Source organism: Rhodoluna sp., assembly GCF_049276775.1.
Classification (GTDB): Bacteria; Actinomycetota; Actinomycetes; order Actinomycetales; family Microbacteriaceae; genus Rhodoluna.
Genome location: NZ_JBASXC010000080.1, coordinates 1 through 21,370 on the forward strand (window position 1 = coordinate 1; position 21,370 = coordinate 21,370).

The 21,370-nt window shown below is 51.7% G+C and carries 26 protein-coding genes; 5 read left to right on the plus strand and 21 right to left on the minus strand.

The window, feature by feature from the left end:
- The 3 genes from WAO31_RS05390 to groES form a co-directional block, all read right to left on the minus strand.
- Positions 1 to 1,200, minus strand: a 1,200-nt coding sequence (locus WAO31_RS05390) for an ABC transporter substrate-binding protein (RefSeq protein ID WP_509591177.1), incomplete at its 3' end; no start/stop codon positions are given.
- A 266-nt stretch (positions 1,201 to 1,466) separates the two neighbouring features.
- Positions 1,467 to 2,375: an EamA family transporter RarD gene (gene rarD / locus WAO31_RS05395; RefSeq protein ID WP_509591180.1), complete on the minus strand. Its 909-nt coding sequence runs from the start codon at positions 2,373 to 2,375 to the stop codon at positions 1,467 to 1,469.
- A 69-nt stretch (positions 2,376 to 2,444) separates the two neighbouring features.
- Positions 2,445 to 2,741, minus strand: a complete 297-nt coding sequence (gene groES, locus WAO31_RS05400) for a co-chaperone GroES (protein ID WP_509591183.1) — start codon at positions 2,739 to 2,741, stop codon at positions 2,445 to 2,447.
- 123 nt (positions 2,742 to 2,864) lie between these two features.
- Between groES and WAO31_RS05405 the strand changes: the two genes are divergently transcribed.
- Positions 2,865 to 4,067, plus strand: a complete 1,203-nt coding sequence (locus WAO31_RS05405) for a class I SAM-dependent methyltransferase (RefSeq protein WP_509591185.1) — start codon at positions 2,865 to 2,867, stop codon at positions 4,065 to 4,067.
- A gap of 7 nt (positions 4,068 to 4,074) precedes the next feature.
- Here WAO31_RS05405 and WAO31_RS05410 read toward each other — a convergent pair whose 3' ends face one another.
- Positions 4,075 to 4,386: a DUF4190 domain-containing protein gene (locus tag WAO31_RS05410; RefSeq protein WP_509591188.1), complete on the minus strand. Its 312-nt coding sequence runs from the start codon at positions 4,384 to 4,386 to the stop codon at positions 4,075 to 4,077.
- A gap of 176 nt (positions 4,387 to 4,562) precedes the next feature.
- Here WAO31_RS05410 and WAO31_RS05415 point away from each other — a divergent pair, with 176 nt between their 5' ends.
- From WAO31_RS05415 to WAO31_RS05425, 3 genes are read left to right on the plus strand one after another with little or no spacing between them, the layout of a single operon-like run.
- Positions 4,563 to 4,838: an HPr family phosphocarrier protein gene (locus WAO31_RS05415; protein ID WP_509591191.1), complete on the plus strand. Its 276-nt coding sequence runs from the start codon at positions 4,563 to 4,565 to the stop codon at positions 4,836 to 4,838.
- Positions 4,839 to 6,464 (plus strand): putative PEP-binding protein, encoded by a 1,626-nt coding sequence (locus tag WAO31_RS05420; RefSeq protein WP_509591193.1) that lies wholly within the window; start codon positions 4,839 to 4,841, stop codon positions 6,462 to 6,464.
- A gap of 3 nt (positions 6,465 to 6,467) precedes the next feature.
- A complete protein-coding gene (locus WAO31_RS05425) occupies positions 6,468 to 7,079 on the plus strand; it encodes a LysE family translocator (protein ID WP_509591195.1) in 612 nt (203 codons plus the stop codon).
- 8 nt (positions 7,080 to 7,087) lie between these two features.
- On the opposite strand, the gene tsaD is transcribed toward WAO31_RS05425, so the two are convergent.
- From tsaD to glmS, 6 genes are read right to left on the minus strand one after another with little or no spacing between them, the layout of a single operon-like run.
- Positions 7,088 to 8,575, minus strand: coding sequence for a tRNA (adenosine(37)-N6)-threonylcarbamoyltransferase complex transferase subunit TsaD (gene tsaD, locus WAO31_RS05430; RefSeq protein WP_509591197.1), 1,488 nt, complete (start codon positions 8,573 to 8,575; stop codon positions 7,088 to 7,090).
- Positions 8,572 to 9,201 carry a tRNA (adenosine(37)-N6)-threonylcarbamoyltransferase complex dimerization subunit type 1 TsaB gene (gene tsaB, locus WAO31_RS05435; protein WP_509591199.1) on the minus strand — a complete coding sequence of 210 codons (630 nt, stop codon included), beginning with the start codon at positions 9,199 to 9,201 and terminating at the stop codon, positions 8,572 to 8,574. Before tsaB ends, tsaD begins: the two co-directional genes overlap by 4 nt.
- Entirely contained in the window at positions 9,198 to 9,674 is a 477-nt protein-coding gene (tsaE, locus tag WAO31_RS05440; RefSeq protein WP_509591202.1) for a tRNA (adenosine(37)-N6)-threonylcarbamoyltransferase complex ATPase subunit type 1 TsaE, read from the minus strand. The genes tsaB and tsaE overlap by 4 nt, the downstream gene beginning before the upstream one ends.
- Positions 9,671 to 10,768, minus strand: a complete 1,098-nt coding sequence (alr, locus tag WAO31_RS05445; protein ID WP_509591205.1) for an alanine racemase — start codon at positions 10,766 to 10,768, stop codon at positions 9,671 to 9,673. Before alr ends, tsaE begins: the two co-directional genes overlap by 4 nt.
- Positions 10,765 to 11,118 carry a holo-ACP synthase gene (locus tag WAO31_RS05450; protein WP_509591208.1) on the minus strand — a complete coding sequence of 118 codons (354 nt, stop codon included), beginning with the start codon at positions 11,116 to 11,118 and terminating at the stop codon, positions 10,765 to 10,767. The genes alr and WAO31_RS05450 overlap by 4 nt, the downstream gene beginning before the upstream one ends.
- On the minus strand, positions 11,118 to 12,965 hold the full coding sequence (gene glmS, locus WAO31_RS05455) for a glutamine--fructose-6-phosphate transaminase (isomerizing) (protein ID WP_509591210.1): 1,848 nt from the start codon (positions 12,963 to 12,965) through the stop codon (positions 11,118 to 11,120). Before glmS ends, WAO31_RS05450 begins: the two co-directional genes overlap by 1 nt.
- Before the next feature lie 29 nt (positions 12,966 to 12,994).
- On the opposite strand from glmS, the gene coaA reads away from it, so the two are divergent.
- Positions 12,995 to 13,954: a type I pantothenate kinase gene (gene coaA / locus WAO31_RS05460; RefSeq protein ID WP_509591213.1), complete on the plus strand. Its 960-nt coding sequence runs from the start codon at positions 12,995 to 12,997 to the stop codon at positions 13,952 to 13,954.
- On the opposite strand, the gene glmM is transcribed toward coaA, so the two are convergent.
- From glmM to map, 11 genes are all read right to left on the minus strand, one after another.
- A complete protein-coding gene (glmM, locus tag WAO31_RS05465; protein ID WP_509591216.1) occupies positions 13,940 to 15,289 on the minus strand; it encodes a phosphoglucosamine mutase in 1,350 nt (449 codons plus the stop codon). The genes coaA and glmM overlap by 15 nt on opposite strands.
- 31 nt (positions 15,290 to 15,320) lie before the next feature.
- Complete coding sequence (gene rpsI, locus WAO31_RS05470) at positions 15,321 to 15,809, minus strand: 30S ribosomal protein S9 (protein ID WP_509591218.1); 489 nt, start codon at positions 15,807 to 15,809, stop codon at positions 15,321 to 15,323.
- A gap of 33 nt (positions 15,810 to 15,842) precedes the next feature.
- Complete coding sequence (gene rplM, locus WAO31_RS05475) at positions 15,843 to 16,286, minus strand: 50S ribosomal protein L13 (RefSeq protein ID WP_509591221.1); 444 nt, start codon at positions 16,284 to 16,286, stop codon at positions 15,843 to 15,845.
- A 127-nt stretch (positions 16,287 to 16,413) separates the two neighbouring features.
- Positions 16,414 to 17,280, minus strand: a complete 867-nt coding sequence (gene truA, locus WAO31_RS05480; RefSeq protein ID WP_509591224.1) for a tRNA pseudouridine(38-40) synthase TruA — start codon at positions 17,278 to 17,280, stop codon at positions 16,414 to 16,416.
- Positions 17,281 to 17,290: 10 nt separating this feature from the next.
- Positions 17,291 to 17,929 (minus strand): 50S ribosomal protein L17, encoded by a 639-nt coding sequence (gene rplQ, locus WAO31_RS05485; RefSeq protein WP_509591226.1) that lies wholly within the window; start codon positions 17,927 to 17,929, stop codon positions 17,291 to 17,293.
- 34 nt (positions 17,930 to 17,963) lie between these two features.
- Positions 17,964 to 18,956 (minus strand): DNA-directed RNA polymerase subunit alpha, encoded by a 993-nt coding sequence (locus WAO31_RS05490; RefSeq protein ID WP_509591229.1) that lies wholly within the window; start codon positions 18,954 to 18,956, stop codon positions 17,964 to 17,966.
- A gap of 106 nt (positions 18,957 to 19,062) precedes the next feature.
- On the minus strand, positions 19,063 to 19,473 hold the full coding sequence (gene rpsK / locus WAO31_RS05495; RefSeq protein ID WP_509591232.1) for a 30S ribosomal protein S11: 411 nt from the start codon (positions 19,471 to 19,473) through the stop codon (positions 19,063 to 19,065).
- Between the two features lie 29 nt (positions 19,474 to 19,502).
- Positions 19,503 to 19,880: a 30S ribosomal protein S13 gene (gene rpsM / locus WAO31_RS05500; RefSeq protein WP_509591235.1), complete on the minus strand. Its 378-nt coding sequence runs from the start codon at positions 19,878 to 19,880 to the stop codon at positions 19,503 to 19,505.
- 141 nt (positions 19,881 to 20,021) lie between these two features.
- On the minus strand, positions 20,022 to 20,135 hold the full coding sequence (rpmJ, locus tag WAO31_RS05505) for a 50S ribosomal protein L36 (RefSeq protein WP_509591238.1): 114 nt from the start codon (positions 20,133 to 20,135) through the stop codon (positions 20,022 to 20,024).
- A gap of 41 nt (positions 20,136 to 20,176) precedes the next feature.
- A complete protein-coding gene (infA, locus tag WAO31_RS05510; RefSeq protein ID WP_506558026.1) occupies positions 20,177 to 20,398 on the minus strand; it encodes a translation initiation factor IF-1 in 222 nt (73 codons plus the stop codon).
- Between the two features lie 122 nt (positions 20,399 to 20,520).
- A complete protein-coding gene (map, locus tag WAO31_RS05515) occupies positions 20,521 to 21,369 on the minus strand; it encodes a type I methionyl aminopeptidase (protein WP_509591240.1) in 849 nt (282 codons plus the stop codon).
- Position 21,370 lies beyond the last annotated feature (1 nt).

The following is a 21,370-nucleotide window of genomic DNA, read 5'->3' on the forward strand; positions in this document are numbered from 1 at the left end:
CGCCTCAGTTGGGTCTCCAACCTCATCGAATGTGATTGGACCAGAAACGCCATCGTAGTCAGCGACTCCGCCGCCGTTGATGATGTCTGCACACTCAGCAAAGCTGGTGCACTTCTCGCCATTTCCTGAACCACCGGAAACTTCCTGAAGCTTAGCGGCCACGTCAACGCCCTCTGCAGAACCAGCAGCAAGAGCTGCAAGTGCTAGAAGAACAACTGCGTCATAGGACTCAGGACCGTAGGCGTACACTCCACCTAGGTCTGGGTTGCCCTCTGCTACCCAGTTGTCGTTCATCTCCTGAAGGAATGCAGGAATGGTCTCAATGTCCAAACCTGGAAGAGTTCCCTTAGCTCCGGTTAGGGCGCCAGGCTCAAAGTCCTCAGAGTAGTTAGCTAGGTTTCCATCGACAAAGTAAAGCTTGTCGGCTGGGAACTGGCTAAGCAACGAAGGAAGGATTGTCTTTACTTCGTCGAATGTAACCAAAACGATTGCATCTGGGCTGGTTGCAAGAACTTCAGCAATCTGTGCACTGAAGTTGGTGTCACCAGTGTTGTAGGTAGGTGCAGCTAGAACTTCTCCACCAGCAGCCTCGAAAGCGTCAGTGGTGAATTTAGCTAGACCGGTACCGTATGAGTCGTTTAGAACAATCATGGAAATCTTCTCGTGGCCGTCAGCCGCAATTAGGTTTCCTAGAACTTCGCCCTGTAGTACGTCAGAAGGAGCAGTACGGAAATACAAACCCTTGTCGTCATAAGTGGTGAAAGCTGCAGAGGTGTTTGCAGGTGAGAACTGGATTACTCCAGCACCAACGACCTGGTCGATGAACTGCAAAGAGGTACCTGATGATGCAGCACCGATGATGGCATTGACGCCGGCGCTGAGGAGACGAGGAATCTCAGTCTCGTAAGCCTTGTTGTCGTTGTCACCAGAGTCTCCAAGGGTTAGTTCAATCTGGACACCCTTATTAGCTTCGTTGACCTGCTTTACAGCAAGGGCAACACCCGCTTCTTCAGGTGGGCCTAGGAAGGCTAGGGAACCGGTCAGTGGAAGTGCTGTACCGATCTTTAGTGTCAAGTCGCCGCCTGCAGCGCCACCGTCTTCAGTAGCTGCGCAGCCAGAAAGAACTAGAGCTGCTGCAGCAAGTGTTGCAACTGCGGTAGCGGCCTTTCTGTTACGACGAGAGAATGAAAATGAACTCATTTTGCTCCTTAATTATGGGTTTTGGAATTCTCGCCAAGTGTTCAGCTGGAACTCACTTCTATAAGTGTAGTTCGCGAGTTAGCAAAAAACTGAGGAAAATTGGGGCCCACTGGGGCCATTTTCCATATTGACAACGAATTCCGCAGAATTACCTAAAAAAATTGGCCATAAATAAGCCAAAATTTCAAAATCACTACGAAATCAGCAGCCTGAGCCAACCATGTACCCTACGTAACAATTAGGTTTCGGAAATAGGAGTGTCGGCTTCAGGCCACCGGAGCCACGATCCTGGACCGGTTCCGAAGCTGCCTTAGAGCATCGAAGGACAAAATTGATAGCGCGAACCAGACCATTGCAAAACCCACCCATCGGGCTGCCGGCATCGGTTCCTGAAACAGAAAAAGGCCCAGAAGGAATTGGAGAATGGGGGTCAGATACTGCATAAAACCTATGTAGCTTAGCGGAACCCGCTTAGCTGCTGCCCCAAACAGCAGCAGAGGTATTGCGGTCAAGACTCCGTAGGCCGCGAGGCCAAGTGAGGGGCCAAGCCCCGCGTAGCCAAACTGGACCTGCATGATGCCTGCCAAGAACACAAGTTGAACAATCCCAAGTGGAAGTAAAAGAGTGGTCTCAACCGTGAAACTGTTTAGTGCCGAGACTTTTCCTCCGAGTTTATTTTTAGCTAGGCCGTAGATTCCAAACGAAAGCGCCAGGGTGAGCGCGATAAACGGCGGCTGACCGTAATTTACGGAAAGGATTAACACGGCAACAACACCCAAGCCCACCGATATCCACTGCAGCACGTTGAGTTTTTCTTTTAGAAAGATTGTGGCGAGTGCAATCGTCACAAGTGGATTAATAAAGTACCCAAGCGAAGCCTCTAAAACATTGCCGGAGGCAACGGCATAAACGTAAACCTGCCAATTGATATAGATCACAACTGAGGCAAGGGTTATCCAGATTAGCTGTTTAGGTTTTTTGAAAACGGATAAGTATTCTCGAAAGTTCTTGGTTAGCAGGATGACTAAAAAGCCAAAGGCAAAACCAAAGATTACTCGCCAGACCACAATCTCAAAAGGATCTGCAAAAGAAAGCAGAGCAATAACAATCGGGAAGCTTCCCCAAATTAGGTACGCCGAAAGACCGTAGCCGATGCCTTTGGTCTTTTCGTTCACAAACCAAATCTAGGGGTTAAAGCTAAGACCCCAAGCCGATTAAGGCTTGGGGTCTTAGAGAAGAACTTCTTACTTCGTGACGATCGCTAGAACGTCGCGAGCTGATAGCACGAGGTAGTCCTCGCCGCCATACTTTAGCTCGGTGCCGCCATACTTTGAGAAGATGACCTTGTCACCAATAGCTACGTCAACCGGGATGCGGTTGCCCTTGTCGTCTACGCGACCTGGACCAACTGCAACAACCTCGGCCTCCTGTGGCTTCTCCTGAGCGGTGTCTGGGATTACCAGACCCGATGCGGTTACCTGCTCGGCAGCCATTGGGCGGACAACAATACGATCTTCAAGCGGCTTGATTGAAACCGACATTATGACCTCTTCTTCGTTTGAGTAAGTTTTTAGGTGATTAGCAGACTCGAGGTGAGAGTGCTAACTAGAACATTAGCACGGCCAGGGCCCAAAGCCCAAGGCGGCGGTTGGTAGCCTCTATAAATGGATCGCGAGGACTTTATAAGGCTGGCCGATGGGGCCGGGCGGGCCCTCCTGGCCCAGATCGACTACACCTCCTCGACGGATGTTGTTGCCCTGGTTTCCAGGCTCAGATCCGAGGGCCACGACCCCGCCACCGTAGCAGCGGTTTTGACTCAGGCCAAGCTTAGAAAAAGGGCAGTGACCAAATTCGGCGAATTTGCCTCCCAAATGCTCTTTACCGAGGCGGGCCTCGAGCAGGCCTCGAGGCTCAAGGCCGCAGCCATTCACGCCGGCAGGTTCCGATCAGCCGGCATTAGGCAGGTTGCTGATCTGGGTTGTGGGATAGGGGCCGAATCCATGGCCCTTGCCTCACTGGGGATAGAAGTAAAGGCCTTCGAAATCGACGAGGTCACTGCCGCCGTTGCCACCTATAACCTGGCCCCGTTTGAAAACGCCACGGTTGAGATAGCCGATGTTGAAGCTCTAGATCTCTCCAGTTTCGAAGCACTGTATTTTGATCCCGCAAGAAGAGAGCTGCACGGACCCAAGAAGGCTTCAACCCAAAGACATTTTGATCCAGCTAATTTTTCACCGAATTACAACTTTGTACTCGAGAAGGCCAAGACAAAACCAACCGGAATCAAGCTAGGTCCTGGCCACGACAAGAGACAGATTCCAGAGGGTTGTGAAGCGCAGTGGGTATCGGTTGACGGTGATCTAGTTGAACTTTGTTTATGGTTTGGAAAACTAGCCCGCGAATCAATCGCGCGCTCCGCGCTCCTAATTTCTACAACCGGCCAACACGAAATCACATCCCCCGAGATGGAAAGCCCGAACGCCGATCTTGCTGACATTGGAAATTTTGTTTACGAGCCGGACAACTCGTTGATTCGATCGGGACTAATTGCGGATTTTGCAAAGCCCCTTGGGCTTACTCTCATTAGCCCGGAGATTGCATACCTGAGTTCAAATAAAAAGATCTCTTCACCTTGGCTTAAGGGGTACGAGGTAATTGACAACCTAGTGTTTGATCGTAAAAAACTAAAGGCTTATGTTCGCGAGAACAAGATTGGGATTCTAGAAATCAAAAAGCGCGGCAGTGATGTTTCCCCGGAGGAGTTGCGAAAGCAACTTGCCCCCAAAGGGGAAGGCGCCGCCACTCTGATTGTTACCAGAGTGGGCGACGCCCACCGAGTGCTAGTTGCTCAACCTATTGGCAACTAAACGTTATTTATTTATCCCAGCCCATGCGGTACATTCCCATGCCACCATCGAGGCCGTACTGGCCCCTGAGGTACGCTCCAGCTAGTGCGAAGGCGATGGTTCCCAAAACCCAGAAGGCGATGGTGACGTAGCCAACGATTGTCCCGGCAAGAGCTAGACCCCGGCCTGACTCACCGGATCTCTTGATTTGAGTCAGAGCCACGTGGCCGGTGATGATTGCGGCCACAGCTCCAATGGATGTTAGAGCCGAGGCGATGGAGACTACCGCCAGGGTATTTAGCTTGGTGAAATCAAATTTCTGGTTCTTTGTATCAGCCATGATTGGCTCCTTTTTGTTAGAGGTTTATCTAGCTAAAGTTGACCACAGCAAACTGGATAAACAGTGAGGATGAGCTGGGAGCTGCCTGAGAGCTTTAGGGAAGTATCTTTTGCTCAGGCGCCCGAGAAAACAGCCATAATTAGATCATCTAACCCCACATCCCCTGGCAGGAGTAAATGATGTCCTCGATACAAGGTCAAGTTCAGGTTCTGGACCCAATCGGACTACACGCCAGACCCGCGAGCCAAATAGTAAAGCTAGTAAAAGAGTCGGGCCTTGAGATAACAATCGGCAGGGAGGGTCAAGAATTTGCCAAGGCCAACTCAGCTCTTCGCATGATGGCACTAAAGATCTCAACCGGGGAAACTCTCACCGTGGATGTTCCAACCGACGACCAATCGCTTGCCGATGGCATCATCGCGGAAATCGAAGAACTGCTCAAGGGCGAGTAATTGTCATCTTCCGTAGGCACAATCTTTTCGGGGCTAGGGGTCGGGCTTAGCTCAGCGGTTGGCGAAGTATTGGTTGTAAAGCCAGCTCAGCCACTCCCAGAGTGGAGCAAGTCGACAAGTACCAAAGACCAAGAGCTTGCCGAAATGCGTTCGGCAATTGATTTTGTTTCTGGAACAATGGATGAACTCGGTTCCAAAGCCGGCGGCACCACCGCAGAAATTTTTGATGCGCTCAAGATACTTTTGGAAGACGACGAACTTTTCGAAGTTGCTTCCGCAAACATCGAAGACGGTTGGTCGGCTGCTGCAGCCTTCGGAAAAGCTGTCGATGAATTCTCTGAGCTGCTTAGCGGAGATCCAACATTCAATGAAAGAGTTGCCGACTTCCAAGACCTCTCCAAAAGGGTCCAGGCTCGAATCGCAGGAATAGAAATGTCACTTTCTATTCCGGATACAGGACAAATTGTTTTGGTGGGCGAGGACTTCTCCCCAGCCGACACCGCGCAGTTCACCGATGCTGTGGTGGGAGTAATCACCTATAAGGGCGGACCAACTTCACACACCGCAATCATCTGTCGATCAAAATCCATCGCAGCAGTTGTCTCGTGCCCCGAAGCAGCGAAACTTCAATCAGGAGACAGAGTTCTAGTTGACCCGGTCGGTGACCGAGTCGTGGTCGGCGACGATGTATCCCTTGCGACAAAGTCGATTGAATTCATTGCCATCAACGATGAGCCCTTAATTCCAGTGCGTGCCAACATTGGCTCCCTAGATGATGCTGTTTCAGCCAGTCAAACCAATGCCAACGGAGTTGGCCTTTTCAGAACTGAGCTTTTATATCTATCGGCCAAAACCGAGCCAAGCCTCGAGCAGCAAGTTGCCAGCTACACCGCCATCTTGAAAGCAGCGCCAAAGGGTCCAATTGTGGTGCGAACCATCGATGCTGGTAGCGATAAGCCAGTTCCGTTTTTGAATATGCCAGAGGAAGAAAACCCTTCACTTGGGGTTCGTGGCTACCGACTCATCGAAGAGCACCGGGGCTTTATCGAGGGCCAGCTAAGAGCTTTGGAGACCGCCAGAAAAGACACCGGCCGCGAAGTTTGGGTGATGGCTCCGATGATCGCCACCGCCCAAGAGGCCAAGGCCTTTAGTGATTTGGCGAGATCGCTTGGTGAGTACAAAGTCGGAATTATGATCGAAACACCGTCGATTGCTCTGATGGTGGACAAGCTCGCGGGCATTGTGGACTTCGTATCGGTTGGAACCAATGACCTCTCTCAGTACCTATTTGCGGCAGACCGCATGAACCCATCCCTCGGGGCCCTTTTGAACCACTGGCAACCGGCCCTTATCGCGTCTTTGGCCCAAATTGCTAAGGCCGCTAAGTCTGCTGGCATCACATCAGGAGTTTGTGGTGAAAGTGCTTCAGATCCAGCGTTTGCAGTTGTGTTAGCTGGACTTGGCATTGAATCAGTTAGCTCTTCGAAGTCCCAAGTAGAAGCCGTTCGTAATGCTCTTTCTTCGCTGTCACTTTCCGACGCCAAAGAAATTGCCACTGCAGTTCTTCAGCAAACCAGCGCGGAAACAGCTAAAGCAACCGCTCTTTCTGAGATTGCAAAACGATAGTCCGTGGAGATTAGCAACTGGCTGATTTACTTTGTGGCGGTTCTGGGTCTGACCCTTACCCCTGGCCCCAACGGATTGCTAGCGCTAACTCACGGGGCAATTTATGGAACCAGAAAAACCATCGCTACTATATTGGGCGGCTCGGTTGGCTTTGCCACCGTGATTGGTCTATCGATGTTTGGAATCGGTGCTCTGCTGGTAGCTTCCTCTCAAGCCCTGATTGTTTTGAAGTTTCTAGGAGGGGGATATCTGATTTGGCTGGGTATTCAAGTTTGGCGTTCGCCATCGCTTGGCGAGGCAAGTCCAAAAGTCATAGAGCACATTTCAAGTCCCTCGCTATTTAGACAGGGAGCGCTGGCTGCGCTAACTAACCCAAAGGGAATCTTGTTTTTTGTGGCTTTCTTGCCGCAGTTTATTGATCCAAACATTTCTTTACTGACTCAGTTTGTTGTTATGGCTTCAACGTTTGTAGTGATTGAATTTATCTACGAATACGTTGTCGCGTCGCTTGCTAACAAGATCCAACCCTGGCTTGCCAAGTTTGGCAAGAAAGTAAACCGAGTATTCGGTGGAGTTTTTGTGGCAATCGGTGTTGCTCTTCCGCTTCGGGGCTAAGCCAAAACCTAAACAGCAAGAGTTGAGTAAACCCCAAAGTCAAGCTCGCTCGGCGCCTCACCGGCCATAATCTTTTGGGCCGCAAGAGAGGCAATCATGGCACCGTTATCGGTACAGAGCGAGAGGCCCGGAATTCGAAGCTCAATCCCCGCCTCCCCACAGCGCTCGGCGGCAACTTCCCGGAGCCTGGCATTTGCAACTACTCCCCCTCCAAGAATCAGCCTCGGGACGTTGTTGTCGAGGCACGCGTTTATTGCCTTGGTGAGCAACACATCAACCACCGCCTCCCGGAACGAGGCTGCGATGTCCGCGGTTTTGACCTCCTCGCCCCTTGACTCGGCGAGCTCAACGTGCCTGGCAACGGCGGTTTTGAGTCCTGAGAAGCTGAAGTTATAGCGGTGTTTTTCCTGATCCTTGGGCAAAGTAAGGCCCCTAGGGAACCTGACAGCCTTGGAGTCGCCGTCTTTGGCCGCCCGATCAATCTCGGGTCCTCCCGGGTAGCTAAGACCTAAGACCCTGGCGATTTTGTCGAAGGCTTCGCCTGCGGCGTCGTCAATTGTTTCTCCCAGTAGCTCCACATCCGTGAGTAGATCTCTCACCAGCAGTAAAGAGGTGTGTCCACCGGAAACTAAGAGTGCGACGGTTGGGGTTTCAAGTTTTCCGCGCTCTAAGACATCAACTGCAACGTGAGCCACCAAATGGTTCACAGCATAGATTGGTTTATCAATTGCCACCGCCAGTGCCTTGGCAGCTCCAACACCAACCATCAGCGCTCCTGCTAGACCCGGGCCATTGGTGACGGCAACCGCATCAACTTCGTTGATTGAAATTCCAGCGTCGTGTAGCGCCTTTTGAAGTGTTGCCTCGAGGGCCTCGAGGTGAGCCCTCGCTGCAATTTCTGGCACCACACCTCCGAATCTCGCGTGCTGATCCATTGAAGAAGAAATCACGTTTGCCAATAATGTGGTTCCTCGAACTATTCCAATTCCGGTTTCGTCGCAGCTGGTTTCAATGCCCAGCACCACCGGTTCATTTATCCCCTGGCCCGCTAAAGTGCGTCTCATCACAATCGCAGCAACACCGTCGGGTTGATAATAGTTTGCTCTTCTATCAATTGCTTCGAAGCCGAGTGCTTCGTAAAGTTTCCGAGGAGCAATCTTGTCTTCACGAACTTCCAGGTATAACTCGGTTGCCCCCAGCTGAATAGCCTGCGCAATCAGTTTTTCCATGAGCTCTCGGCCAATGCCCTGACGCCTCAGGGTTTCATCCACCGCAATGGTTTGGATATCTGCCGATGCTGAACTGCTGACTTTGCTTAGGCCTGCGTAGCCAACAATCTTCTCGTCTAGGTAAGCAACAAGATAAAAGGTATGTGGGGCAAGTAGTTCTGCCCTCATGGTGGATTTAGACCAGGAGTCTTTGCCAAAGCTCACCTTTTCAAGCTCCATGATGAATTCAAGATCGGCCTCGGTGGCGGGCCTTAGCTGATGACTCATCCACTAACCTTCTTACCCTTGGCAGGCACCGCATCGGGAGCCCTTAGGTAATTGGCTAAAACCTTGGAATCTGCGGTCCCCTCGGCAAGCTGAGCCAGGGCCAAAAGGCCGATGTTTGAAGCCTTTAGCTGAGACTGGACTGTTTTATAGCCAATCCCCGAGGAGGCAAGCTCTGCCTCAAGCTCGGCTAGTTTTTTTACCCCTGGCCCCAAAAGCACCTTCGGGTCGCCGTGCCTGGTCCTGTCTTGGTAAAGACCGAAGTAGACCTCGGATCTTCTGGCGTCGGTCAATATGAGAGTCGGTTCCTCGAGTGGTTCTGCGAAGGCAATCGCGGCAAGGGATGAAACTCCAAAAATCGGAACCTTTACTCCTTCGGCAAATAACTTAGCGGCTGCAACCCCGACTCGAAGACCCGTGAAGGGAGCAGGCCCAACCCCAACTGCAACGGCAGTGACCTCCGAGGATTTCTTACCGGCAACATTTAGGGCCTTTGAAAGTAGCACGCCGATGTTTTCGGCGTGCTGCATGGAATTGCCATCGTAGAGCTCGCTCGCAACAACTCCGTCGATGAGAACCGATACTGCCGTTCCCGAACTTGTGTCAATTGCCAGTAGTACCTGAGTCATCGCGTTTCTCCCAGAAAACTTTCTACGTCGGCAAATCTTCCAGAGCCCTTTAGGGACATGGTTCGAAGGTCGGTTTCCAAATCGCGCTCGATGTTGATTTCCAACATCGAGTCGACTAGGCCTTCGGCGAAGCCACTTCCCCACTCGATTACCGATATGCTTCCAGCAAAATCTATATCTAGATCATCCAGCTCGTCAGCAGTAGTGAGTCGGTAAGCGTCGATGTGGTGAAAGGGTGTTCCCGAATTTGTTGGATGCGTTCTAGCAATCAAAAAAGTTGGCGAGGAAACATTCCCTTCGGCGCCAACACCTTCCCCAATCCCCCTGGTCAGAGTTGTCTTTCCGGCACCGAGTGGTCCGTTTAGAGAAATTAGGTCTCCAGCAGAAAGTAATGAGCCGAGTCGAAAACCAAACTCTTGCATCTGGTCTTCGGTTGGAATTGCAAGTACCAGAGCTGCGGAATCCCCGCTCACCGAAATACCCGCTTAGCCCGTCCGCCCATTCGAGTCACAATCTCGTAGTTAATGGTTCCAGCCGCATCAGCTAGCTCTTCGGCGGTTGGCTCTCCCTTTTTGGCGTCGCCGACAATAACTACCTCGTCCCCCACCTTGACGCTGTCGTTTCCAACATCCAACACGAATTGATCCATCGCTATGCGAGCAAGAATTGGGTAGCGCTTGCCGTTTAGCAAAACACTGGCCTTACCGGTTGCAATCCTTGGCATACCTTCGGCGTAGCCGAAGGGAACAAGGGCTAGGGTTGTGGGCTCTAAAGTCTTGTGAAGGTATCCATAGCTCACCCCATGGCCCGCCGGAACCTGCTTTACGGACACCACCTCTGAGCTAACCCGCATGGCTGGAACGAGTCCAAAACTTGCGGCACTGGTTGCTGCGTTTGGGTCCAACCCGTATAGGGCGAGTCCAACCCGAACCATGTCCAACTGGGTCTTTTTGTAATTCAAGGTGGCGTTTGAAGCTGCTAGGTGCCGATACTCGAAGTTTGCTCCGAGACCTTGGGCGGTGGCAATAGCTTCCTCGAAAACTTCTAGCTGTTCCGCATCGTCTTTCTCGCTGGTTCCAGAAAGGTGGCTAAAGACTCCAATCAGTTTTACCAATCCGGCCGCTTCTAGCTCAACTGCCTTGGTGATAACTTCTGGCCAGTCTGCTAGCGCAGCTCCATTTCGACCTAGCCCGGTGTCTACCTTTAGGTGTACCCCCGCACAGCCCGAAACTTTCTTGGCTGCGGCGGCTACCGACTCAAGTCCTTGAACGGTTGAAAGCCCAATCTGAATATCGTTTTCGATTGCCTCTGCAAAGTCGGTATTCTTCCCATGCAGCCAAGCCATCAGCGGCGATTTGATTCCGGCTGCTCGAATTTGTTCTGCTTCATCTAAGTCTGCCGTTGCCAACATGTCGACGTTTATCGATTCCAGTCTTCTGGCAACTTCGATCATTCCGTGCCCAAATCCGTCGGCCTTAACAATTGCCATTACCTTGGCCCCTGACATGGACTTTAGGATTTTGTAATTTGCAGCTATTGCCTCAAGATTTATTTCGATGGTTCTCATGTGCCCTCCGCAACCACGTATGCAACGGCCATGCCGCCGTCGTGGCTAAGGGACAGGTGGAGGTTGGCAATTCCTCTATCAAAAACGGTGGCTTTACTTTGGCCGCTCAGTTCAAAACCTGGCTTACCGAACTCATCTTTTGTTATTTCTACTTCTTGAAAGGAAAGCCCCTGGGCTTTCCCCACAGCTTTCATAAGTGCCTCTTTGGCCGCAAAGCGTGCCGCGAGGGAATAGCCATTCAGGGACTTTTCACCATCGGTGAAAAGACGGTCCTTTAGTTTTGGAGTATTTTCAATCGCCGTTTCGAATCTGGCGACATCGACTAGATCGACCCCGATTCCAACAATCATTATTCGACCGTTACCGACTTAGCTAAGTTCCGAGGCTGATCGACATCCAGCCCCTTGGCGTTGGCAAGTTCCATGGCAAAGGCCTGAAGCGGTATTACGGTCAAAACCGGTGCCATCAGCCAGTTGGTGGCTGGTACGAACCAGACATTCTCGGCGTACTTAGCTACCTCTTTATCGCCCTGCTCGGCGATTGCAATTACCTTCGCACCACGAGCCTTAATCTCTTGAATGTTGGAGATTACCTTCGGGTGTAGCGGGTCGCTAGGCGAAGGCAAAATCACAATCACAGGCTGATCTTTTTCAATCAAAGCAATAGGTCCGTGCTTTAGTTCACCCGCTGCAAAGCCTTCGGCGTGGATGTATGCAAGCTCCTTGAGCTTTAGGGCACCCTCCATGGCAACCGGGAAACCAACGTTTCGACCCAAGAACAAAACAGTTCTAACATCAGCCATCTGCTTAGCAAGCAAGGTGACCTGCTCTAGAGACTCCAAAACTTCGGTGACTTTAGCAGGAAGCTTTAGTAGCTCCTTGCCAAGCTCAGCAAGTTCCGTCTCGCTCAGAGAAGATCTTCCGGTTGCAAGAAATAGCGAGAGCAGATAAACGGCAGTCATCTGAGCGGTCAGTGCCTTGGTGGATGCAACCGCAACCTCGGGACCGGCGTGGGTGTAGATCACGGCATCTGATTCGCGCGCCAGGGTCGCCCCCTGGGTGTTGCAGATTGCCAAGACTTTGGCGCCCTGCTCCTTGGCGTAGCGAGTTGCCATCAAGGTGTCCATGGTTTCACCGGACTGGCTGATTGCAACAATCAAAGTCTTCGAGGTCAGTATTGGGTCGCGGTAGCGAAACTCGTGAGCCAACTCAACCGAGACTGGAATCTTTGCCCACTTCTCAATCGCATACTTGGCAATCTCGCCGGCGTAGCTGGCGGTGCCGCAAGCCACCACAATAATCCGATCGATTGACATCAAATCTTTGGTGTCCAGTCCGTCTATTTCTGGAAGGGTGACTACCCCTTCCGAGTTGATTCGACCCATCAGAGTGTCGGCTACCGCCTGAGGTTGGTCGGCAATTTCTTTTGCCATGAACGATGGCCAACCGCCCTTGGAAGCTTGCGATGCATCCCAGTCGATTGTGAATTCCTTGGGCGAAACTTTGTGGCCATCAAATCCTTGAATCTCAACGCCCTCCGGGCGCAACATAACAATTTCGTCCTGACCGACTGAAATTGCCCTTTTAGTGTGCTCAACAAAAGCTGCAACGTCCGAGCCTAGGAAGTTTTCGCCCTCGCCGATACCGATAACCAGTGGTGCATTTTTTCGAGCAGCAAGAATCAGATCTGGAAAGTCCTCGTGAATTACAAGGATGGTGAAGGCTCCGTGAAGGCGATTCACGACTTTACCGAAGGAGGAAACTAAGTCCTTGGAATCCTCGAACTCATTTGCGATCAGGTGAGCGGCCACCTCGGAGTCTGTTTCGCTGGCGAAACTAACCCCGGAATCGAGAAGTTCCTGCTTGAGCTCGGAGAAGTTCTCGATGATTCCATTATGAATCAGAGCAAGCTTGCTGGTTGGGCCTCCCAGGTGCGGGTGGGCATTTTGATCGGTTGGTGCACCGTGGGTTGCCCAGCGGGTGTGTCCGATACCGATTCTGGAATCTTTGATTGGGTGAGCTTTGATGTCGGCAACGAGGTTATCGAGCTTGCCGGCTTTTTTGCGAGTGGCCAGTGCTCCGTCACTTATTACTGAGATGCCGGCTGAGTCATAGCCTCGATACTCCAGACGACGCAAACCACCCAGGAGAACTTCCTGGGTTGATTTAGGTCCTACGTAGCCAACGATTCCGCACACCCTCCTAATTTACGGCAGAATGGCTTGTTGTGAACTCTTCGGCTACGCCAACAAGCAAACAAAGCGCCAACCCAACGCCTTTTGTTGAAATTTCCCGTGCCGATTGGGCCGAACTTGGCAATAGCACCGAGCTTCCCCTAACCGAGGCCGAGATCGCTCAGATTAGGGGCCTGGGTGATTTCCTAGACATAAAAGAAGTCCGTGAGGTCTACCTCCCACTGTCTAGATTCCTAAACATCTACGTCTCCGAGTACTCCAAACTTCACAAAGCAACCAGCAATTTCCTTGGAGAAAGAAGTGCAAAAGTTCCTTTCATTATCGGCATCGCCGGTTCGGTTGCGGTCGGAAAATCAACCGTCTCTAGATTGCTTCGAGAATTACTCACACGCTGGGAGGGAACTCCGAAGGTTGCCCTTATAACAACCGATGGTTTTTTATATCCAAACCATGAGCTTGAAAAACGTTCCCTGATGCACCGCAAGGGGTTTCCGGAATCTTATGACCGAATGGCTCTCCTAAACTTTGTTGCGGACATCAAAAGTGGAAAGGAAAACGTTCAGGCGCCAATCTATTCGCACCTAACCTACGACATAGTTCCAGATAAGTTTGAAACCGTTGGCTCACCAGATGTGGTGATCATCGAGGGGCTGAATGTTTTGCAATCCCCCGGACCCGATCAGGAAGTTACACTTAGCGATTACTTTGACTTCAAGATCTTCGTTGATGCAGAAACGCAAAACATCTCTAATTGGTTTCTAAATCGCTTCCATGAGCTTCGAGAATCAGCCTTCACAAACCCCGCCAGCTATTTCCACCGCTACGCCGAGATGCCCCTTGATAAGGCTCTAGAGAAGGCCGCTGAGATTTGGCAAAGCATCAACTTGCCAAATCTGACGGAGAACATCTTGCCGACTCGCTCGAGGGCAACACTGGTTCTAAAAAAGGGCGATAAGCACGCTGTGGAATCAGTTCTTCTAAGAAAGCTTTAGTTCGCGCTCAACGACTCGAGCTATTCTCTCCGCCCAGCTCTGAGCGGTTCCCGATTCCATGGCCTCGACCATAACGCGAACCAGTGGTTCTGTCCCTGAAGCTCGAAGCAGAACCCGACCGTTCTCGCTGAGCTCTTTCTCGGCTTCTTGAACAACCTTTTGTAATTCGGCGTTGGTTTCAACGCCCGAGCGGTCAACGCCTGGAACATTTATGAGTACCTGTGGGTAGACGCTCATCACCGAAGCAAGCTCTTTTAGACTCTTGCCGGTTGAAGCCATCTGGGCAACTAGCTGAAGACCCGTCAAGATGCCATCACCGGTGGTTGCAAATTGCGAAAAGATTAGATGTCCCGACTGCTCGCCTCCCAGGGTGTAGCCGCCTTCACGAATTTGCTCGAGAACATATCGGTCGCCAACCCTGGTTTCAATCATTTCAATGCCGGCTTGCTTCATGGCAAGTCGAAGACCTAGGTTGCTCATTACGGTTGCTACCAAAGTGTTTCTTGCCAGCTCTCCCCTGTCTTTGGCGGCCATTGCCAAAATGGCCATGATCTGATCTCCGTCAACCACCTGGCCAGTTTCATCAACCGCAAGTGTTCTATCGGCGTCGCCATCGTGAGCGATGCCGATGTCTGCCTTGTGCTCTAGTACCGCTGCCTGCAGGCTACTCAAATGAGTAGATCCACACCCGAGGTTTATGTTGTGACCATCTGGATCGTTTCCGATCACGATCACTTCCGCACCGGCGTCCTTGAAAGCCTCGGGAGACACCGCACTTGCCGCACCGTTCGCACAGTCCACCACGACCTTGATTCCCTTTAGGGTGTTTGGCAAAGTTCCGAGCAGGTGAACTAGGTACCGATCTTCAGCATCGGCGAAGCGCTGCACGTGACCAATTTCTGCACCGACCGGAGAAAGCGGTTTCTTTCTCAAAGCTGCTTCAATCTGGTCTTCGACATCATCTGGAAGCTTGTGTCCACCGCGCGAGAAGAATTTGATGCCGTTATCCGGAGCGGGGTTGTGGGAAGCCGAGATCATGACTCCGAAGTCGGCGTCTAGGTCGGCTGTCAAAAAAGCAGTTGCCGGTGTTGGTAAAACTCCAGCGTCAAAAACGTCAACTCCGCTTGAGGCAAGTCCGGAAGAAATTGCTGCTGCTAGAAACTCGCCAGAGATTCTTGGATCGCGGCCAATAACCGCAATTGGTTTTTGACCCCGGCTTCTGGCTTTTTCGCCAAGCACGATGGCTGCTGCTTGAGCAAGTTTTAGAGCGGAGTCGACGGTAATGTCTCTATTTGCGAGACCTCTTACCCCGTCGGTGCCGAATAGGCGAGCCATGATAGTAAGTTAGCGAAATCCAAAACTTGGATTAACGCTTGGAGAACTGAGAAGCCTTTCGAGCCTTCTTAAGTCCAGCCTTCTTACGCTCCTTGATGCGGGAGTCGCGGGAAAGAAAACCATTCTTTTTTAGGGTCGCGCGGTTGTTGTCTTCGTCGATTAGGTTCAGCGCACGAGCGATTCCTAGGCGAAGTGCTCCAGCCTGTCCAGCCGAGCCACCACCGGTGATCTTGGCAACTACGTCATAGGAGCCGGACAGCTCTAGAACTGTGAAGGGATCCTGAACCAGCTGCTGGTGCAACTTGTTTGGGAAATACTCTGCTAGCTCGCGACCGTTGACCTTGATGACGCCGGTTCCTGGAACCATGCGCACCTGTGCGATTGCTTCCTTGCGACGACCTAGGCCATTGCCTGGCACAGTCAGTGGCTTTCTAACCTTCTTGGTTTCTGTCTTGACAGAATCTGCTGGAGACTCTGTTGAATAGCTAGAAACTGCTGCTTCGGTTTCGTTCTTTGGCAAGGTATTCCTCTAGTTTCTTATCTGTCCCAGTTATTACTGGGCCACCTGATCAATAACAAATTTGGTTGGCTTCTGTGCGGCATGCGGGTGCTCTGCTCCGCGGTAAACCTTTAGCTTGGCAAGCTGGTCGCGACCTAGAGAGTTCTTTGGAATCATTCCGCGGATGGCTTTTTCAACGGCCTTCTCAGGGGACTTCTCAAGGAGTTCTGCGTAAGTAGTAGCGGTTAGTCCACCCGGGTAACCGGAGTGACGGTAAGCCTTCTTCTGCAAGAGCTTTGAACCGGTAAGGGCAACCTTGTCGGCGTTTACGATAATCACGAAGTCACCGTTGTCCATGTGAGGAGCAAAGGTTGGCTTGTGCTTGCCACGGAGCAGCGTCGCTGCCTGGCTTGCCAAACGGCCTAGGACTACATCGGTGGCGTCAATGATTAGCCACTTGTTATCTAGCTCGTGAGCCTTTGGTGAATACGTACGCACGCTAATTCGCCTTACTTTTTCTTTAGTCGATTTTGTTCATCCAGGATTTAAACCCTGAAATTTTGGGGTCTCTAGGAACCCGCAACAAGTTCCAAGTTTAGCCCCTGCCAAGCTCTATGGTCAAACCCTAATTTTCCTCCAGAGACCGCAATCTACGGGCTTTTTCGGCCTGTTCGGCAAGTTTTGAGTCCCTCGGGTAGCCCACCTCAATAAGACTCAATCCCCTTGGCCCCAGGACCTTGAAAGACCCCACCCGGCTAGCCGAGCTGAGCCTATCGACGACGTCCGAAACCTCTGCCCGACCCCTGGCAACAGCAACCAGCGCCCCGGTTAAGGACCTAACCATGTTGTGACAAAAAGCGTCACCCTTCAGCTCGATCTCCACGATGTTGCCATCTTTTGGATTTCTCTTGATTTTGATATACCGAATCCTTCTCACGGTCGAAGCTCCGGCCCGCGCCTTACAAAAAGCCCCGAAGTCATGAAGCCCAACCATATGCTTTGCGGCCTGTCGCATTAGCTTCAAATCAAGATCAACCTTGAGCTTTAGGACGTACCTAATCTGCAGCGGATCAACAAAGCTTGACTTGTCGGCAATCCGGAAACGGTACCTCCTAAAGCTCGCCGAGTACCTGGCGTCAAACCCGGCCGGTGCCTTTTCAAAGCTGAACACTCTGATGTCTTCCGGAAGAGCCGTGTTGACTCGGCTTGCAACATCCGGGTTTCTCCCGATGCGCTTTATTTGAGAGGGGGAAAGATCAATATGCACCACCTGGTGCTGAGCGTGGACACCGGCGTCGGTTCTACCGGCAACTCTCATACCAAAATCCTTGTTGGACTTACCGAAGATTACCTCGAGACCCTTGACCAGCTCTGACTGAACAGTTCTATGCCCTGGCTGCTTCGCGAAACCTGCGAAATCAGTTCCGTCGTAGCCGAAGTCAATCCGGTAACGACTAAACCCGTCGACCTTTAGGTCAACGGGTTTTGTCATTTCCTTGGTACTACTTGCTCTCTTCTTCAGAAGCAGGTGCTTCTTCGGTTGCAGCCTCTGCAGCCGGAGCTTCTTCAGCCGCCGGTGCCTCTGCTACTACCTCTGTTGCTTCAGCTTCGGCAACTGGTGCCTCGGCCGGTGCTTCAACTACTGTCTCGGGAGCTGCAGTTTCAACTGCAACTTCCTCGACCGGAGTTTCTGCTATTGCTTCCTCGAGCGGAGCTTGAGCTTTAGGCGCTGCCTTAACAGCATTTTCAAGCTTTGGCTTTTTGTTCATCTTCTTGGCCTGGACTGGGTCCAAAACCAATTCGACTACCGCCATTGGAGCGTTGTCACCCTTACGGAAGCCAAGCTTGGTTATGCGGGTGTACCCGCCTTGGCGTTCTGCTACTAGGGGTGCGATGTTCACAAAAAGCTCGTGAACTACGTTTCGGTCGGTGATCGACTGCATTACTCGACGACGAGAGTGCAGGTCACCGCGCTTTGCGAAAGTTACTAGGCGCTCAGCGATTGGACGAAGGCGCTTTGCCTTGGTCTCGGTTGTGGTGATGGACTTATTGATGAACAGCGAACGAGCCATGTTGTTGAGCAACATTCTTTCGTGAGCTGGTCCGCCACCGAGACGGGGGCCCTTGGTTGGGGTAGGCATTTTGTTTCTCCTCTAGTGTTTCTAGGCTCAGGTCTTAGACCTGGTCCTCTTCTTCGTAGGTGGCGCTGAAGTAAGCAGCGTCAAAACCAGGCGCTGACTCCTTGAAGCTAAGGCCCATGGAAACCAGCTTGTCGCGAACCTCGTCAACTGACTTGGATCCGAAGTTTCTGATGTTCATTAGCTGCTCTTCGGTTAGCCCAATAAGCTCAGCGACGGTATTGATACCCTCGCGCTTTAGGCAGTTGTAAGAACGAACTGTTAGGTCTAGCTCTTCGATTGGAAGTGCTAGCTCTGGAGAGAGTGCAGCCTCAACCGGAGCTGGACCGATCTCGATACCCTCGGCTGCTTCGTTCAACTCTCTAGCCAAGCCAAATAGCTCAACCAGGGTTGATCCAGCTGATGCAACTGCATCGCGCGGGGTCATCGAAGGCTTGGTCTCAACGTCAACGATTAGCTTGTCGAAGTTGGTGAACTCTCCCGCACGGGTAGCCTCAACGCGGTAAGACACCTTTAGCACAGGTGAGTAAATCGAGTCGATTGGGATTACCCCTGGGTCAGAGTCTGGGTTTCTGTTCTGGGAAGCCTGAACGTAGCCACGGCCACGCTCAATGATTAGCTCAACTTCGAACTTGCCCTTACCGGTCAAGGTAGCGATAGCTAGCTCTGGGTTGTGAATCTCAACTCCGGCTGGAGCCTGGATGTCAGCTGCGGTGACAACACCCGCGGTTGACTTCTTTAGGTGTGCAACAACAGGAGCGTCGTTCTCTGAGGAGACAACCAGTTCCTTGATGTTCAAGATGATCTCGGTGACGTCTTCCTTGACTGAGTCAACAGTTGAGAACTCGTGGCTTACGCCTTCGATTCTGATGTTGGTGACTGCAGCTCCCGGGATGGATGAGAGCAGGGTGCGACGCAGTGAGTTTCCAAGTGTGTATCCAAAACCTGGCTCCAGAGGCTCAAGAGCAAATCTGGAACGGTTGGATGAAAGAACTTCTTCGTTTAGTGTGGGGCGCTGAGCAATTAGCACTTGCTTTGGTTCCTTTCAGCTGAACATCCGCTATTTGATGTCCATTTGTTTAGGCTGCCAAGTGGCCACTTGGCAGTTTGTTGCGGTTGGTAGTGAAGCTAAATAGTTAGACGCGACGACGCTTTGGCGGGCGGCAACCGTTGTGAGCCTGAGGGGTCACATCGGAAATCGAACCGACCTCTAGGCCTGCTGCCTGAAGTGAACGGATTGCAGTCTCGCGACCAGAACCCGGTCCCTTAACAAATACGTCAACCTTCTTGAGTCCGTGCTCCTGAGCCTTCTTGGCCGCAGATTCTGCTGCCAGCTGAGCTGCGAACGGGGTTGACTTACGGGAACCCTTGAAACCAACGTCACCGGATGATGACCAAGAGATAACTGCACCTGATGGGTCGGTGATCGAGATGATGGTGTTGTTGAAAGTCGACTTGATGTGAGCCTGTCCAACTTGGACATTCTTTTTCTCTTTACGACGAGGCTTGCGGGCTGCGCCCTTAGCTGCTGTCTTCGCTGCTGCCATGATTTTCTCCTAAGTCCTTTTATGACCCGCTACTTAGCGGCCTTCTTCTTGCCGGCTACGGTGCGCTTTGGACCCTTGCGAGTACGAGCGTTGGTCTTGGTTCTTTGACCGTGGACTGGAAGGCCCTTGCGGTGGCGGACTCCCTGGTAGCTACCGATTTCAACCTTGCGGCGAATGTCGCTTGCTACGTCACGACGAAGTTCACCCTCGGTTTTGTAAGTACCTTCGATGTGATCACGAAGAGCAATTAGCTGCTCGTCGGAAAGATCCTTGACTCGGATGTTCTTGTCAATCTTGGTGTCTTCTAGGGTCTTGACCGAACGAGTGCGACCAATTCCGTAGATGTAGGTTAGGGCGATTTCAACACGCTTGTCACGTGGAATATCAACGCCGGCAATTCTTGCCATTTGGATTACTCCTGTTTGCTTAGAAGGTCTGTAGCTTTACCGCCTCAAATTTCTTTGAGCTCCGGCCTTCTCCGGAGGTTTCGGTAATTTCTTACCGATGGAAAGCTATTGGAAATATTCAGTTGTTGTGAAACTAAGGCTTTAGCCCTGACGCTGTTTGTGGCGAGGGTTTTCGCAAATGATCATGACGCGACCGTGGCGACGAATAACTTTGCACTTGTCGCAGATCTTCTTAACGCTTGGGTTAACCTTCATGTCTCTTACTTTTCCTCAGGGTCTTTTTTGAAAAAACCGATTTACTTGTAGCGATAAATGATTCGACCTCTGGTGAGGTCGTAAGTGCTCAGTTCAACAATGACCTTGTCCTCAGGAAGAATACGAATGTAGTGCTGTCGCATCTTTCCAGAGATATGTGCCAAGACCTTGTGTCCGTTGGTCAACTCGACTCGAAACATTGCGTTCGGTAGAGCTTCAACCACCGAGCCCTCAATCTCAATGACGCCGTCTTTGTTGGCCATAGCCTCACTTATCTTCTTTGTCTTTTAGGCACCAAAAAACCAATCCAAAAAATGGGATTTTTGCCCTTACGGCGCCAAACCTCAAGCTTAGGCTAAAACACGCCTAATAGGAAATTAAATTCCTACTCCGAAAGCCCCCCAAAGGGCACCCCGAGGGCCTCAAGTCGGGCTTTTCCGCCATCCAGAGCGGTCAATACCCATACCCCGGACTCAGTTAGGGCGATCGAGTGCTCCCAGTGCGAGGCATCGGATTTGTCTTTGCTCACCACGGTCCAACCATCGGCCAAAACCTTGGTCTTATTAGACCCCGCGGTCACCATCGGTTCAATGGCAACGGCTAGCCCCGGGCTAACCAGAGGACCCAGATCCTTGGTCCGAAAGTGATAGACCGGGGGCTCCTCGTGCATGTTACGACCGATACCGTGACCCACGTAATCTTCCAAGATCCCGTACTTTCCCTGAGCGTCTATGTAATCCTCGATGGCTGCCCCAACTTCGTTCAGCCGCTCAGCTTTCGCGAGAGCTGCGATGCCTGCCCAAAGTGAACCTTCGGTCACTCGGGAGAGTTCTTGCCTTGACTTTACTTTTTCAGTTTCCGGCAAAGACCCGTCCGGGTTTGGAACGATTATGGTGATTGCGCTGTCACCGTTCCAACCGTCGATCTGTGCTCCGCAGTCAACCGACAGAATGTCCCCCGCCTCGAGAATTCTCTCTGGAGCCGGGATGCCGTGCACCACCTCGTGATTTATTGATGCGCAGATAGTGTGGTTATAGCCTGCGACGAGCTGGAAGTTTGAGTGAGCACCAAAAGACTCAATCGTCTCGTTAGCGATTCGATCGAGCTCACCGGTTGATACCCCGGCAACGCAAGCTTCTCTTACCTCTTGCAAAGCTTTCGCAGTAATCAGTCCAGCTTTGCGCATAGCAATCAATTGCTCTGGCGTTTTTAGTTCAAATTCAGATCGGGACATT